The organism is Brevibacillus parabrevis (genome assembly GCF_022701015.1).
GTDB lineage: Bacteria > Bacillota > Bacilli > Brevibacillales > Brevibacillaceae > Brevibacillus > Brevibacillus parabrevis.
In genome coordinates this window covers 1,988,559-2,003,289 of sequence record NZ_CP064090.1, presented here as the reverse complement: position 1 = coordinate 2,003,289, position 14,731 = coordinate 1,988,559, and the positions used below count along the sequence as shown (strand labels likewise).

Genomic DNA, 14,731 nt, shown 5'->3' with positions numbered 1-14,731 from the left:
AAACTATGCGCGAAAATGCGATCTACCGCGAGAACATGGAGCAAATGGCTGCCGAGTTAAGCACGACTACCCAGGAAGCGTTGCGCATCTCCTCTGTGTTTGCCGAGTCTGCAACCAATCTTGCCGTATACAATGAAGAGATCGCCCAATCCATGCGCGTGCTCAAAGAGCAAAACGAAGAAATCGAGAAATTGAGCGGCTTCGTATCCGATGTGTCTGTGCAGACGAATTTGCTGGGCTTGAATGCAGCCATCGAAGCGGCGCGAGCGGGAGAACACGGGCGCGGCTTTGGCGTCGTCGCCGATGAAGTGCGCAAGCTCGCGGACAAGTCAAACGCTTCTTCCAAAGAAATCAATCATTCGCTTGGCAGCATGGTTTCCCAACTGCAAAAAATCGAGCAACAGGTCACGCTTTCCGCGCAATCAGCCGATCAGCTCGATTCCACTTCCGAGCAATTATTATCGATTATCCAAGCCTTGGATGAGCTGTCTTGCCGCTTGCAAAGCAGGCAATAGTCTTTTTCAGTCGACAGCCGAGCGGGGCGAATATGTCCCGCTTGGCTGTTTTTTTGCTCACGGTGCGTCCCATTGCGGCTTTCATCGCAATCCCGGCAAGCCTTTTTCGGCAAAAGAAAACCCCCGGACTTTTCCCGGGGGCCGCTGATGGAGCTTTCATGCACAACATTATCGACGTTCTATGACCTCAAACTCCACGATGGCATTCGTGTATCCGTCTACCGTGATAGCAAATTCATACGTACCAGGCGCATAGTTTCTTCCCTGAACATTCATGATAACTTTTCCTGGCTGAGTGGTATCCAGCCGGAATCCGTCAATCCATCTTTCGTTCGAGCGATCCCATACTTTCGTGATGTGTTCGCGCCAGCTTGGATCGTCCGAAAACGTGATGTGAAATTCATGCTCACTCACGACCGTCCCTGTTAAGGCAGGGGGCGCCACTGGCGGAGCCATGTCAATCTCGACTGTCACATCCTGGTAGCCTGTTGCGGAAATGACAAATTCGTATCTCCCCGGCTCATAGACGTAGTTCGACTGATTCATCATGATTTTTCCGGCTTGTGTCGTATCGATGTCACTCTCAGCGATGATCCTGTTTTCTGTTTTGTTGCGGATACGGAAAATGTTCTCGCGCCAATTCAAGTTATCGGCAAACGCGATTTCAAACATGCCGTTGCTTTTGAGCACAACGTTCAAAGCAGGTGCCGGCAATCCGCTATTCTCGACTTGCTCCCATCTTTTGCGCGGGAGTTTTGTTCGAGCCTACACCGTGCGGGCGACTTTCATCGCACACGGCGTTCCATCAGCGGATAAGAAAAATTTTACAACGGGCACGATTATTGTAGGAGAAATCATCATTTCCCCTCCACTATCCAAGGTTAAGTGTTTGATCATTGAAAAAGGAGCGTCCAGGTCGACGCCCCTTTTCTCCTGCCTTACTTCGGATCGGCAAGGTTCATCTTTTGTTGCTTCATCAAGTATTCCACCAGCGCAGATTGATCGATATTCTTGTCCCAATCAGGATTGTTCTTCGATTTGACCAGGTTAAATCCGATTGCGTAGTATGCATTTTGCTCTGCCCAAGTGTAGCTGACATGAAGCAGCTGTGGAGAGGCATTCTCCTGAAGCACTTCTGTTTTGATCACTTCTTTTCCAGCAATGGAGACAGAACTGGCTTTTCCTGTACGTTTCTCTGTGGAGCCGTCCAGGACCATTCCGGTTTTTTTGAACTGCTCCAACAAGTTAGCGTCTTTGAACTGCACAAACCAGAATTGGTAAATCCCTTCCTGGTTGATGTCCGCTCCCATGTACTCCATATTGAGCAGCTGGCTTTCACTTGCCTTGCCGTCCTTCTCCCCTAGATAAATTGCTGCTGGTTGAAGTTGAGCACGTTCGATCCGATACTTCCCGAGGGGCTGAACGGGAAATTTGGGTGCAAATCCGATCGCTTTTTGCACTTGCTGCAAATCGTCGGTGTCATAAATATCGTGGGACGCGCCTTTTCGTTGCGAGGTGTATTGTTTGTAGACCTGCTGATCAGGAGCTGTCATGCTAGTGATCATTTTGGCGAAATCGGCATCTGTGATGTCTTTTCCAAGAACGCCATCCAGGCGATTATGGATGCGATACTGTACGCCGTTATCCAGTCAGACGCTGTATTTGTCCACTTCCTTTTCCCTGTGGGCAGCCGCCTTTAGCACATTCACTCCTTGTACATTCAGCGTTTCCTTTTTCATCTCTTTGATGCTGCCGTCCCGGATGGGCCAGCCCAGCTCTTCTTCTTTGACAATTTCCGTGTAAGCGGCATCCAGCCCCACTCCGCCACGGATTGCGGTAATTTCCAGGCCACCGTCAATGTAATCATGCTCTCCGTCATTTCCCATCTTTTGCAAATACATGCGAACCATTGTCCGTTTTTTGCCTGTATGTTTGTTCTCGTCTGATCCGTGCTTCATGACATCCTCAGGTCCTACATCGATGCCTAGCAACATATAGCCTTTTGGTAAAGCAGCGGGAACTTTAAACGGAAAATCCGCGACCTTGACTGCTCTCTCCAATTCCGTATAGCTTCGAATCGGCGCATCAACCAGCACTTCCTTTTTGTTCGCCGCCAAACTGCTCACAGCATGGCTCTCCTGTATGGTTCCTGCTCCTGGCTGGGCCGCATGGGTCAACGCCGCTGTCCCGATGCAAACGACGCACACGACAGCGATTGCCGACAAGCGGTAAGAGCCTTTTTTAAACGATTGGATCATCGTAATCCTCCTGAGAATTTCCTTTTTATCGTTCGATTCGAAAAAGAACAGCAACGGTTGCCGGCTCTGTTTCGTCGATGCATGCTTGAGAAACTCAATCATGGTCAGTCCATAAGGGATCGCCTCGGCTTCTCCCAAAACTTCCAGCGCACATGCGTCACACGCAAGCTCTCCGTCTGTTTTCATCTTTTTCATGCACAACCAGACAAGCGGATTCATCCAGTGAATCGCCAACGCCAAAACGCTCAGCGTGTTCCACAGTGTATCCCGTCTTTTTACGTGGGCTACCTCATGCGCCAGAACGTGGGCGAGTTGAACATGGTCCAACTCCTTTTCCATCGCTTGTGGCAAATACACCCGCGGAGCGAGTATTCCGAAAACGTACGGGCCGATCGAATCGCTTCCCGTATACAAAGGAATCGGCTGCCTGATGCGGAACTTCCGGCGGCAATTGTTCATGACAGCCAGAGTCTGCTCGTCCGTAATCCGTTTGTATGTCCGAAACCGTCTCTTTATTTTTTGCGTATAGGCGAACAATGCGGCGATGATCGTCACGGAGCCGATCAGCCACACCAGCGAAATCAATTGCAAGGCAAGACCATGCCGGGATGCAGCAGGGGCTTGTTGCTGTTGAGCTTGTTCGGGAAGAACAGGCTTCGCGATCCCATGATTTTTCTCGTTCATCGTGGTAAAATGGTTTGGAGTAGATACATTTTCTTGGCTGTTTTGTGGTAATTCCTTGGACGTTTGCCCGTCCGCAAAAGGATTTAGCGCAAGAACAGCTCTTTTTATGTCGGAAGCATATGGCAGTCCGTGAAACATGCTGACAGGGCTGTCAGGGAAGTCAGGAAGCAGCAACCGAAGCAAGACGATCATCCACAGCAAATGGCGAAAGCGTGCACTCATGCGGCGATGAAACATTTTTTGCACAGCCATCACCAGCAAGGCAACAACGCTCGCGGTCAGTGTGGAATAAAAGAACCATAAAAAAACGTCAACTACCATATCCATGTCTTTTCCCTCTTTTTATAGTTTCCAGCCTTTGCTTAGGTCTGAGAACCGTTTCCTTTTTCTCTTTCTTCTCCTGTAGCACCTGTTGCAAAAGTTCGATCACCCTATCGAACCGCCTGGTCGCTCCACTCGCTGGAGTCGGACAAATAAATCGCAATCTGCTCAGCCGTGATCGGGCTTCTCTTCCAAATCTCTTTCATGTTTTCTGGTTCCGATTCAGATATTTTCGGCAATTCTCCCACGCATTCACTCCTTTAAATTTACAGTTGTAAACGATACGTTGATAATATTACATCTGTAAATTTAAATTGTCAATATGAGGAAATCGAAAATTTGCGAGTATAACCAACTTCAAAGTACAGTCCGCAAGGGAACAGCCGGGTGTCTTCTCAGCAAAGACTCCCTCCCCCTTTTTATTTTCTGATACGTTTGCCTATACTGGAAATTTATTGACCCGTCCAATTTATTTTGTGGTAAAGTGGGTATAGATACAGATAATGGAAAAGGAGGCTCGGTGTGGTGTCGCTTTCATTAGGTGAACTCATTAGCAGCCATCGTAGTCGACGCAATCTATCTCTTTCAGATCTCGCAGAAATGTCCGGGGTCAGCAAAAGTACCTTATCCTCCATTGAATCGGGGGAGACGAAGCGGCCCAGTTATACCACGTGGAAAAAAATAGCGGACGCTATGGATATAGCGCCTAGCACGATCATAAACGCTTTTGTAGACACGACCTATCATCCGAAAACGCTGGAAATTGTCCTGGCAGAGGTGATTCGGGAAGGCTGGGAAGCACTTGTCGCGAAAGTTGCCATTCGCTATTTGGAATCTCCCCGGATTGATACATTCAGAGCGTTGGATCATATCGACGGCACCGCCAGAGATACGGAGAACAAGCGAATCAAACGTATTTTATGCGATTCGATTATTACATTCACAAGAAGTCGGGGCATACCATCCTATCTCGCCAGCGCCCTGTATGAACGGTATTTGATCGAACGAGACGACTTCTCCCGTTTCGAGGAAACGTATCGTCGCGGGAAGGAGCTGCTCCTCTACACCGAGCATCTCTATACAGAAGATCGCATCGACTACTATTACAAAATGGGTGTTCACGCCAACATTCTGGGACTGCACGACGAAAGCATCGAGTTATGCAGGCTGGGCTTGCGCGAGGATCGGACGGATAGCAAGCAAAAAGCATCGGCCTACATCTCGCTGTTCAACTCATGTGTCTACTTCGGAGACATCCACGTCGCTGCCATCTACTTGAAAGAATACGAGAACAGCCAATACGCCGATTTTCGCAAAAATCATTTTCGCGCCACCCTGTTGGCGAAAAAAGGCCAGCACGAGGAAGCGATCGAGTTGTTCCGCGTCTGCTTGCAGGAGGCGAAAAAAGAAGGGCGGATATCCATCGTCGTCGACCTCATGGCATCTTATCTGGAGGCTGGAAAAACAGACGAGCTTCTGCGGCTGATCGAATCGGAAGATCAGTTTCTCCCGGAAGCCACGCCGCAACATCCTTATCGAATGAAAACATTGGCGCAATACTACAGGCGCAAGGCACTCTGCCTGATCTCGCTGGAGAAGTTCGATCAAGGATTTCACAGCCTGAGCGAAAGCATCAAATATTTCAAACAACTGGGCACAACCTCCGAGGTCATCGATGGCATCCGCCTGTTCCTCCGCCACCATCGCACAAACAACAAAAATCTATCTTTCAAAAATATGGAAATTCTTGAAGATATATGTGATAATATTATATAAACATAGAAAAGGAGGAAAGCTTCATGAAAAAGATTCTTTGGATTCTTGCTCTTGTCTTGTTCTTTTCCTCGCCCGTCGTATCAGAAGACGTCAGTGCCGCTGCAAAGCCAAAAGCGAAGCCTTATCTGGTGGAGCCGGATTGGTAATCGTTGTGAAAAGAGAGGCGATCATGCCTCTCTTTTTTTGTTTCGTGTCATTGTTATGTACGGGTTTGGTGGGGGTTTTGTCACGGGTGTTCTCGACTCGTTGCACGATGATTGTTCACGGGGCATGTGGGGCATGATGCGTGGTTGCTTTGAAGAGAGGACGACTTTTGCTGGAAGGAACATTCATGCGAATACAAAAATACGTGTCCGATTGACCAGGCACGCGAGCGTGAAAGTCACAAGCGGACACGTATTTGCATGTTCTTTTGCACGATAGATTTTTCGCTTCTCTCTACATTTTTCATGAGATTTCTTGAGCATCAATGAAAGCCTACAGAATTATGTTCCGGAGCTTTTACTGTATATCAGCCCACAATCTTCAATAACTTTTCCGAGAACGATTTTTAATTACGAATATATCAAAAGAACTTATTAACCAGGGATTTTAATACCCAAATAATCATTACGAGTATGATGTACTCCCTCACCTTATAGCTCCATGTTGACTTTTGTTTACTAAATGTATATTTAATCACCATAAAAAAAACAATTCCAACTGCTATACCTAACAAATCACTGATACTAAACACACCAGTGTACATTTCCGTCCCCCTATTTTTCCACTTATTGTATACCAACAAAATTTTAAAGGGAAGCGAGAGTGCTTCCCTTTTATCACTATTTCACAGTCCAATGGTCGATTTTAACCGTCCCATCATCTTCGACTTCAAATCTTGCTCGATACTTCCAGCTGTTATCTTTACCTGTTTTGCTAATGTAAACAATAGAAATTTCAGTTCCGCTCTTAGGCACACCAGCAGAGATAATATCACCCCAAAGCGGTATCTGTTCTTGCTCCATATATCCAAGTACCCCAAAAGCATAATCCGCATATTGGAAAGGTTTTTCCCCCCGATCTTTTAATTTCAACAATCTTGCCATATATGGAAGTTTACCACCTATTCTGAAACTTACGTAAGTACCCAGTCCTTCGCTGGCTTTTTGGGCGAACTTTCCAGAATATTGGTTCCACCAAGTCTGTTCAAAGTTTTGTGTGTAGTAATGAAGATCAGGTCTTTTCATTACCACAAGGCGCCCTTTGTGAATCGTGTACTCCAATGGCATTTCACCCCCAATATAGATCATGTTTGTCTTCTTCTGAATAACATCATCGCATCCACAATCTTCTCTAAACAAAGTAACTTTATTGTCGCTGTCAGGAAAAATATCAGGACTGTCCTCCCAAGTGTTATCAATTATAGTTTCCATATTTTGTATCTCTTCTTTAGCGTTGGTCTCAATAATATCCACACCTGGTTCCTTTGCAAAAGAGGTGCCAGGTACCGCTAAAATTGCTGCACACAAAAAAGATAGCATAAACTTTTTCAAGGTTATTACCTCCATCTTTTATTTTATATTACATTTGTTTTTTATAATATTTTACTATTTATGTATATATTTCACATTTTTATTTTCAACTACTTTTTGATCATCACCTACATACAAAAAATACGTGTCCGAAAGACTTGAGCACGCAAGCGTGAAAGTCAAAACGGACACGTATTTATATGTTCATACATTATGGACGCATCTTCATCCCTCTACGAGCGATACGTCAAAATTCAGGCGGCAATAAATAGGCACGCCTATTTACGAAGCCCGGAAACCCTTGTGGCGCAAGGGTTAACCGATGGAGCCTTCCATCTCAAACTTAATGAGACGGTTCATCTCCACCGCATACTCCATCGGCAATTCTTTTGTGAATGGCTCGATGAAGCCCATGACGATCATTTCGGTCGCTTCTGCTTCCGACAGGCCGCGGCTTCGCAGGTAGAAAAGCTGATCCTCGGACACTTTGGATACAGTCGCTTCGTGCTCCAGCGTGATGTTGTCGTTCATGATCTCGTTGTACGGGATCGTGTCGGACGTGGACAGTTTATCGAGAATCAACGTGTCGCACTTGATGTTGGACTTGGAGCCTTCCGACTTGCGTCCAAACTGCGCCAGACCGCGATAGGTTACTTTTCCGCCGTCACGGGAGATCGATTTGGAAATGATTGTGGATGTGCAATCCGGTGCCAAGTGAATCATTTTGGCGCCTGCGTCCTGGTGCTGTCCTTTTCCTGCTACTGCGATGGAAAGAACCGTACCTTTGGCGCGTGGGCCTTTCATGATAACTGCCGGGTATTTCATCGTCAGCTTGGAACCGATGTTGCCATCGATCCATTCCATGTTTGCATCAGCGTAAGCAACCGCACGTTTGGTTACGAGGTTGTATACGTTGTTGGACCAGTTTTGGATCGTGGTGTAACGGCAACGCGCACGCTCTTTGATGATGATTTCTACAACAGCGGAGTGCAAGGAATCCGTGCTGTAGATCGGAGCTGTACAGCCCTCTACGTAATGCACGAACGAATCTTCGTCCGCGATGATCAGCGTACGCTCGAATTGGCCCATGTTTTCCGAGTTGATACGGAAGTAAGCTTGCAGCGGTGTTTCCACTTTGATGCCTTTTGGCACGTAAATGAAGGAACCGCCGGACCATACTGCCGAGTTCAGTGCCGCAAACTTGTTGTCTGCTGGCGGGATTACGGTCGCGAAGTATTCCTTCACGATGTCAGGATACAGCTTTACTGCCGAATCCATGTCGCAGAACAGAACGCCCAGTTTTTCCAGGTCTTCCTGCATGTTGTGGTAAACTACCTCGGATTCGTACTGAGCCGATACACCTGCGAGGAACTTTTGCTCCGCTTCCGGGATACCCAGCTTGTCAAAAGTTGCCTTGATTTCTTCCGGCACCTCATCCCAGCTGCGGCCTTGCTTTTCCGAAGGCTTTACATAGTAGGTGATGCTGTCGAAATCGAGGTCGTCCAGATCGCCGCCCCATTTTGGCATCGGCATGCTGTTGAAAATATCCAAAGCTTTCAAACGAAACTCCAGCATCCACGCCGGCTCGTCTTTGATCTTGGAAATTTCCTCGACGATCTCGCGGGTCAAACCCTTTTTCGTACGGAATACAGAAACGTCCTTATCGTGAAAGCCGTACTGGTAATCCTGTATCTCAGGGGCTTTTTTAGCCATCGTTGCTCACTCCTTCTTCATTCATGTCCTTACCTGATGCTATTTTTGCTCTGCCTGTTTGATGCCTTGCTCCAGCGCTTTCCAGGCCAGAGTGGCGCACTTGATCCGCGCAGGGAACTTGGCTACGCCTGACAAAGCTTCGATGTCACCCAAATCAATCGAGTCGTCGATTTCTTTGCCCTGCATCATCTCGGAGAACTTGTGCGCCAGTTCAAGTGCTTCCTCCACTGGCATGCCTTTGACCGCATCCGTCATCATCGAAGCCGATGACATGCTGATCGAACAGCCTTCGCCGAGAAACTTCGCATCTACCACCTTGCCCTCTTCCACTTTCAAAGAGAGCGAGATGCTGTCGCCACAAGTCGGGTTATTCAAATTAACAATGAGTCCGTCGGATTCTTCCAGCTTGCCGCGATTGCGCGGTTTCTGGTAGTGGTCCATGATCACGCGGCGGTATAAATCATCAAGAGAAGACATTGCCGAAATACTCCTTCGTCTTCTTCAATCCCGCTACCAGCACATCCACTTCTTCCTCTGTGTTGTACAGGTAGAAGCTTGCCCGAGCGGTAGCCGTCACATTCAGCCAGCGCATAAGCGGCTGTGCGCAGTGATGGCCTGCACGAACTGCGATCCCGTAGCTGTCCAGCACAGTAGCCAGGTCATGCGGATGCACCGTATCCAGATTGAATGTAATTAAACTGCTGCGGTCTTGCTGCGGTCCGTAAATTTTCAGTCCTTCGATCTCGCGCATTTGCTCCATGGCGTATTTCACCAGGTGCTTTTCATGACGCTCGATGTTTTCCATCCCGATTTCTTCCAGGAAGTCGATCGCAGCACCAAGTCCGATCGCGCCTGCGATGATCGGCGTTCCGCCCTCGAATTTCCACGGAAGCTCTTTCCACGTAGAATCGTACATATCCACGTAGTCGATCATTTCACCGCCAAATTCCATCGGCTCGACTTGCTCCAGCACCTCGCGCTTTCCGTACAAAACGCCGACTCCGGTAGGGCCAGCCATTTTGTGGGCAGAAAACGTGTAAAAATCGCAATCCAAATCCTGGACGTCGATTTTTTTGTGCGGAGCGCCCTGAGCGCCGTCCACGAACAAAAGGGCACCGTGCTGATGAGCAATCTGGGCAATTTCCTTGATCGGAGTAGTATCTCCAAGTACGTTGGAAATATGGTGAATGGCAACGATCTTGGTATTGTCTGTTACTGTTTCCTTGACCGCTTCGAGAGTGACGGTACCGTCCTCTGCCAGCGGAATGAACTTGAAGGTCGCTCCGGTAGCCTTGGCTGCCTGCTGCCACGGAATGAAATTGGCGTGGTGCTCGACTAGCGTGGTCACAATCTCATCCCCGGGCTTCAGAACCAGACGCGCGTAGCCGTAGGCAATCGTATTGATCGCCGACGTCGTACCGCGCGTAAAGACGATCTCCGCCGCTTCGCGGGCGTTGATGAAGGCGCGAACCTTCTCTCTCGCGCCCTCGTAGCCGTCTGTCGCCCGGTTGCCCAAGGTGTGCACGCCGCGGTGCACGTTGGAGTTGAACTCCTTGTAGTATTTATCCATCGCCTCAATTACCGGAAGCGGTTTTTGAGAGGTTGCTCCATTGTCTAGATAAACGAGCGGATGGCCGTTTACCTCTTGGTGAAGGATGGGAAAATATTTCCGAAGCTCCTTGGCGTTCATTAGCCTAACTTCCTTTCAAGCGCCTGACGGAGTTTGTTTCTCACTTCTTCCACCGGAATCTCGGAAACGACCGGATCGAGGAAGCCGAGAATGATCAGACGTTCTGCGCCCTGACGGGAAATTCCACGCGACATCAAGTAGTAGATGGACTCTTCACTGAAGCGTCCTACCGAAGCAGCATGCCCCGCTTTGACGTCATCCTCATCGATCAAAAGGATCGGGTTGGCATCGCCACGAGCTTTTTCACTCAGCATCAGGATATTTTCCGCCTGCACACCGTTTGCCTTTTCAGCGCCTTTTTCGATTTTGGTGATACCGTTCAAAATGCTGACTGCTTCACCTGTCATAACAGCCTTGCTCACCATGTCAGACTCGGAGTGGGTTCCGATATGCTGCACCTGGGAAGTCAAGTTTTGACGCTGGGAACCGGTCCCTACCGAAATGGACTTGGTCAGTGCGTTCGAACCTGTTCCTTTGAGAACAGTAGTATTGTTGGCAACCGTGTTGCCATCGTTCATTTCGCCCAAAATCCATTCCATGTTTCCGTCACGATCAACGATTGCGCGACGGAAGCTGTAGTCGTGCACTTCTGTGGACAGGGAACGCACGGAAGCTACCTGCACGGATGCGCCAGCTCCTACGAACACTTCCACAATGCTGTTCGCTACCATGCTTTTGCCTTCGCCGGATACGTATGTATCGACGTAGGTTACTTTGCTGTTCGCTTCTGCCACGATCAACACGTGAGGAGCCAACAGCGCATGGTCACCAGCGATTTCGTATACAACCTGAAGCGGTGCATCTACTTCTACATTTTTCGGAACGTAGAGGAAAACGCCGCCGTTTGCAACTGCGGCATGCAGCGCACTCAGTTTATGCTCGTCTTGCGCGATGACTTGATGCATGTATTTTTGAACGAGTTCGCCATGATTTTGCAAAGCGTCAGCCAGCGTTGTAAAAATCACGCCTTGTGCTTTCAGCTCGTCTGTCACGGCATGAAAAACGGTGGAGGCATTTTTTTGCACAACCAGGTTTTTCACGCTGTCCACATCTATTTGCCCTTTTACCAATTCGCTCAGCTCATTGGCCGACGCTACCTTGGCAGTGGTTTGAAACGGATCGAAATCAACAGTATTCCACTTGTCAATCTTCGTTTTCTCCAAAGCGGGAAGCGGAAGCTCTCCCGCCGCCTTCAGTCCGGCGAGGCGCTTTTCCAGGAACCAGGCAGGCTCCTGATTAGCTTTGGAGTACTCGGTGATCGCTTCGGAACCGAAGCGGAGCTGTACATCCACACTCATTTCACTGCTGCCTCCTTCTTCCTACACGTTGGCGTTTACGGTTTCGTCCTCGATGCCGAGCTCTTCTTTGATCCAGTCGTAGCCTTCTGCCTCCAGGCGCTCAGCCAATTCAGGACCACCGGACTTCACGATACGACCTTGCATCATGACGTGTACGAAGTCAGGCTTTACATAGTTCAGCAAACGTTGGTAGTGAGTGATGATCAAGAAACCGCGGTCAGCGGAACGCATTTCGTTTACACCATTGGCTACGATTTTCAGCGCGTCGATGTCCAGGCCGGAGTCAATCTCATCGAGGATACAGATGCTTGGCTCCAGGAGCATCATTTGCAAAATTTCATTGCGCTTTTTCTCCCCGCCGGAGAAACCTTCGTTCAGGTAGCGGTGAGCAAAAGAATCGTCCATTTCCAGCGTGTTCATTTTTTTGTCCATCTCGCGGATGAATTTCATCAGGGAGATTTCGTTGCCTTCGCCGCGACGCGCATTGATTGCGGAACGCAGGAAATCAGAGTTCGTTACGCCACTGATTTCGGACGGGTATTGCATAGCCAGGAACAGACCTGCGCGTGCGCGCTCGTCTACTTCCATTTCCAAAAGGTCGTCGCCATTGATCAGCACTTCGCCATCTGTTACCTCATATTTCGGGTGACCCATCAGCGTAGATGCCAGTGTCGATTTACCGGTACCATTCGGTCCCATGATCGCGTGCACTTCTCCGCCCTTGATTTCCAAATTCAGACCCTTGAGGATCTCTTTTTCTTCGATCTTGGCGCGAAGGTTTTTTATTTGCAAATGCGGTACTGCTGTCATCTGAATTCCCTCCATACACGTCAAAAGTGAGTTGGTAAATTCTCAATCCATTCTCAATAACTATCTTATAATAAGAATAATTATAAATCAAGGAATGAAACATATCTGTATTTTTTATATCATTATATATAGAAAGTACGCTTTTGCTTCCTATTTCCTTTCCAAATAGGGCACCCATCCAAGCATTTTTTCCCAGTTCGCTTCTTCCAATACCCTTTTCCAAATTCCTGAAAAAGTTTCTTGTCCTCAGTTGCCCGAGATTGTTCCCGAAATGGAAAAAGCCACACCCGATGGCTCGTGTAAAAGCCTGCCATTGGAAGCTTATCCGAGTGAATATCGCGCGTCAATGGAAAAGCTGTGCCTGCCACAAAAAAACCCGTCAGCGACAAACTGACGGGTTTCGCAATCAAGCTATAGGTATAGGTGCGCTTACGCTTTTGGACCTGCCGTAGCGATATCCGTTGCGTTCGGGAATTTCTTCTGGAAGTTCTCGATGAAACGTGCAGCCAAGTCAGCAGCCTGTTTGTCGTAGTCTGCCTTGTTTGCCCATGTGTTGCGCGGTTGCAGCACTTCTGCCGGCACGTTCGGGCAAGAAGTCGGCACGTGTACGCCAAAGATTGCATCTTGCACGTACTCTACTTTTTCCAGCTCGCCGTTCAAAGCTGCGGTAACCATTGCACGCGTGTAGGAAAGCTTCATGCGCTGTCCAACACCTACAGGGCCGCCAGTCCAGCCAGTGTTTACGAGGTAAACCTGAACATCGCGCTCATCGATTTTTTTACCGAGCATTTCGGCATAAACAACCGGATGCAGCGGCAGGAAAGGAGATCCGAAGCATGTAGAGAACTCGGTTTGCGGAGCCGTTACGCCGCGCTCTGTACCTGCCATTTTGCTTGTATAGCCGGACAGGAAGTGATACATCGCTTGCTCTTTGTTCAGCTTGGAGATTGGAGGCAGAACGCCAAACGAATCGGCAGTCAGGAAAATGATGACGTTTGGTTGGCCGCCCACTCCAGGAATCACTGCGCCGGAGATTGCCTCTACCGGGTAAGCTGCGCGCGTATTTTCCGTATATTTGGTGCTGTCGTAATCTGCTGCGTGAGTCACAGGGTCTACGTCTACGTTTTCCAAAACCGTACCGAATTTGATGGCGTTCCAGATTTGCGGTTCGCCTTCTTCGGACAACTTGACGCATTTTGCGTAGCATCCGCCCTCGATGTTGAATACGCCATTGTCGGACCAGCCGTGCTCGTCGTCACCGATCAAGAAGCGGTTCGGGTCAGCGGACAAAGTCGTTTTGCCTGTACCGGACAATCCGAAGAACAACGCTACGTCGCCGTCTTTGCCTACGTTTGCCGAGCAGTGCATGGACAGTACGTTGCGCTCAGGCAAGAGCATGTTCATGACGCTGAAAATCGATTTTTTCATCTCGCCCGCATACTCGGTGCCACCGATCAATACGGTTTTTTGCTCAAAGCTCATCACGATGAAAGTTTCGGAGTTGGTTCCGTGAACCGCCGGATTTGCTTTGAAGTTCGGCACGTAGATGACAGTAAACTCTGCTTCGTGCGCTGCCAGTTCGTCCGCAGAAGGACGGATGAACAGCTGATGCGCAAACAGGTTGTGCCAAGCGTATTCGTTTACGACGCGGATTGGCAGACGGTAAGTCGTGTCTGCGCCAGCAAAACCGTCAAACACAAACAGCTCGTTTTTCGTTTGCAAGTAGTGAAGTACGTCCTGCTGGAGTACCTGGAATTTTTCCGGGGAAATCGGCTGGTTAACCGGCCCCCAGTTAATCTTATCGTGTACGGAAGCTTCGTCCACCACAAATTTGTCCTTTGGCGAACGGCCGGTAAACTTGCCTGTTAGCGCATTGAGCGCCCCCTTGTCGGTCAAAATCCCTTCGCCACGCTTTACTGCCATCTCAACGAGTCCAGCTACAGGCAGGTTGCGATGTACCTGAGTAGCTCCCAGAATGTCAGAAAGCTTGTGAACCGTATTGGTCTCCATGTGTGAACGATCTCCTTCCCAAAATGTATATCCAGTTAAGTTAACTTTTTCATTGTCGTTCGATTTGTAATTAGTATATCACATTTAATCAAATAAGCCACATAATTTTATAATCTGTTGTGGAGAATGTGTGAATAACCTC

At 48.6% G+C, this 14,731-nt stretch carries 14 protein-coding genes; 3 read left to right on the top strand and 11 right to left on the bottom strand.

Going from position 1 to position 14,731, the window contains the following annotated elements; genetic code table 11:
• Positions 1–5 precede the first annotated feature (5 nt).
• Positions 6–515 carry a methyl-accepting chemotaxis protein gene (locus IRJ17_RS28265; protein ID WP_371736940.1) on the top strand — a complete coding sequence of 170 codons (510 nt, stop codon included), beginning with the start codon at positions 6–8 and terminating at the stop codon, positions 513–515.
• A gap of 168 nt (positions 516–683) precedes the next feature.
• Here IRJ17_RS28265 and IRJ17_RS09505 read toward each other — a convergent pair whose 3' ends face one another.
• The 4 genes from IRJ17_RS09505 to IRJ17_RS09490 form a co-directional block, all read right to left on the bottom strand.
• Complete coding sequence (locus tag IRJ17_RS09505; protein WP_122964457.1) at positions 684–1,229, bottom strand: hemoblobin-interacting domain-containing protein; 546 nt, start codon at positions 1,227–1,229, stop codon at positions 684–686.
• A 224-nt stretch (positions 1,230–1,453) separates the two neighbouring features.
• Positions 1,454–1,975 (bottom strand): hypothetical protein, encoded by a 522-nt coding sequence (locus tag IRJ17_RS09500; protein WP_242774443.1) that lies wholly within the window; start codon positions 1,973–1,975, stop codon positions 1,454–1,456.
• A 189-nt stretch (positions 1,976–2,164) separates the two neighbouring features.
• Positions 2,165–3,784 (bottom strand): M56 family metallopeptidase, encoded by a 1,620-nt coding sequence (locus IRJ17_RS09495; RefSeq protein ID WP_122964455.1) that lies wholly within the window; start codon positions 3,782–3,784, stop codon positions 2,165–2,167.
• A gap of 104 nt (positions 3,785–3,888) precedes the next feature.
• Entirely contained in the window at positions 3,889–4,026 is a 138-nt protein-coding gene (locus tag IRJ17_RS09490; RefSeq protein ID WP_141254154.1) for a BlaI/MecI/CopY family transcriptional regulator, read from the bottom strand.
• A gap of 274 nt (positions 4,027–4,300) precedes the next feature.
• On the opposite strand from IRJ17_RS09490, the gene IRJ17_RS09485 reads away from it, so the two are divergent.
• Together IRJ17_RS09485 and IRJ17_RS28130 are read left to right on the top strand one after the other, a co-directional pair.
• Entirely contained in the window at positions 4,301–5,554 is a 1,254-nt protein-coding gene (locus tag IRJ17_RS09485) for a helix-turn-helix domain-containing protein (protein ID WP_307723373.1), read from the top strand.
• A gap of 23 nt (positions 5,555–5,577) precedes the next feature.
• The gene (locus IRJ17_RS28130; RefSeq protein WP_255679174.1) at positions 5,578–5,700 is read left to right on the top strand and encodes a hypothetical protein; all 123 of its coding nucleotides are present in this window, start codon (positions 5,578–5,580) and stop codon (positions 5,698–5,700) included.
• 678 nt (positions 5,701–6,378) lie between these two features.
• On the opposite strand, the gene IRJ17_RS09480 is transcribed toward IRJ17_RS28130, so the two are convergent.
• From IRJ17_RS09480 to pckA, 7 genes are all read right to left on the bottom strand, one after another.
• Entirely contained in the window at positions 6,379–7,089 is a 711-nt protein-coding gene (locus tag IRJ17_RS09480) for a hypothetical protein (protein WP_173596721.1), read from the bottom strand.
• Between the two features lie 294 nt (positions 7,090–7,383).
• Entirely contained in the window at positions 7,384–8,781 is a 1,398-nt protein-coding gene (gene sufB, locus IRJ17_RS09475; RefSeq protein WP_122964446.1) for a Fe-S cluster assembly protein SufB, read from the bottom strand.
• 39 nt (positions 8,782–8,820) lie between these two features.
• Positions 8,821–9,258 carry a Fe-S cluster assembly sulfur transfer protein SufU gene (sufU, locus tag IRJ17_RS09470; RefSeq protein ID WP_122964445.1) on the bottom strand — a complete coding sequence of 146 codons (438 nt, stop codon included), beginning with the start codon at positions 9,256–9,258 and terminating at the stop codon, positions 8,821–8,823.
• On the bottom strand, positions 9,245–10,471 hold the full coding sequence (locus IRJ17_RS09465) for a cysteine desulfurase (RefSeq protein ID WP_063227330.1): 1,227 nt from the start codon (positions 10,469–10,471) through the stop codon (positions 9,245–9,247). The genes sufU and IRJ17_RS09465 overlap by 14 nt, the downstream gene beginning before the upstream one ends.
• On the bottom strand, positions 10,471–11,769 hold the full coding sequence (sufD, locus tag IRJ17_RS09460) for a Fe-S cluster assembly protein SufD (RefSeq protein ID WP_122964444.1): 1,299 nt from the start codon (positions 11,767–11,769) through the stop codon (positions 10,471–10,473). The genes IRJ17_RS09465 and sufD overlap by 1 nt, the downstream gene beginning before the upstream one ends.
• A 21-nt stretch (positions 11,770–11,790) precedes the next feature.
• Positions 11,791–12,579, bottom strand: a complete 789-nt coding sequence (gene sufC, locus IRJ17_RS09455) for a Fe-S cluster assembly ATPase SufC (RefSeq protein WP_122964443.1) — start codon at positions 12,577–12,579, stop codon at positions 11,791–11,793.
• A 429-nt stretch (positions 12,580–13,008) separates the two neighbouring features.
• On the bottom strand, positions 13,009–14,589 hold the full coding sequence (pckA, locus tag IRJ17_RS09450; RefSeq protein WP_173596720.1) for a phosphoenolpyruvate carboxykinase (ATP): 1,581 nt from the start codon (positions 14,587–14,589) through the stop codon (positions 13,009–13,011).
• Positions 14,590–14,731 lie beyond the last annotated feature (142 nt).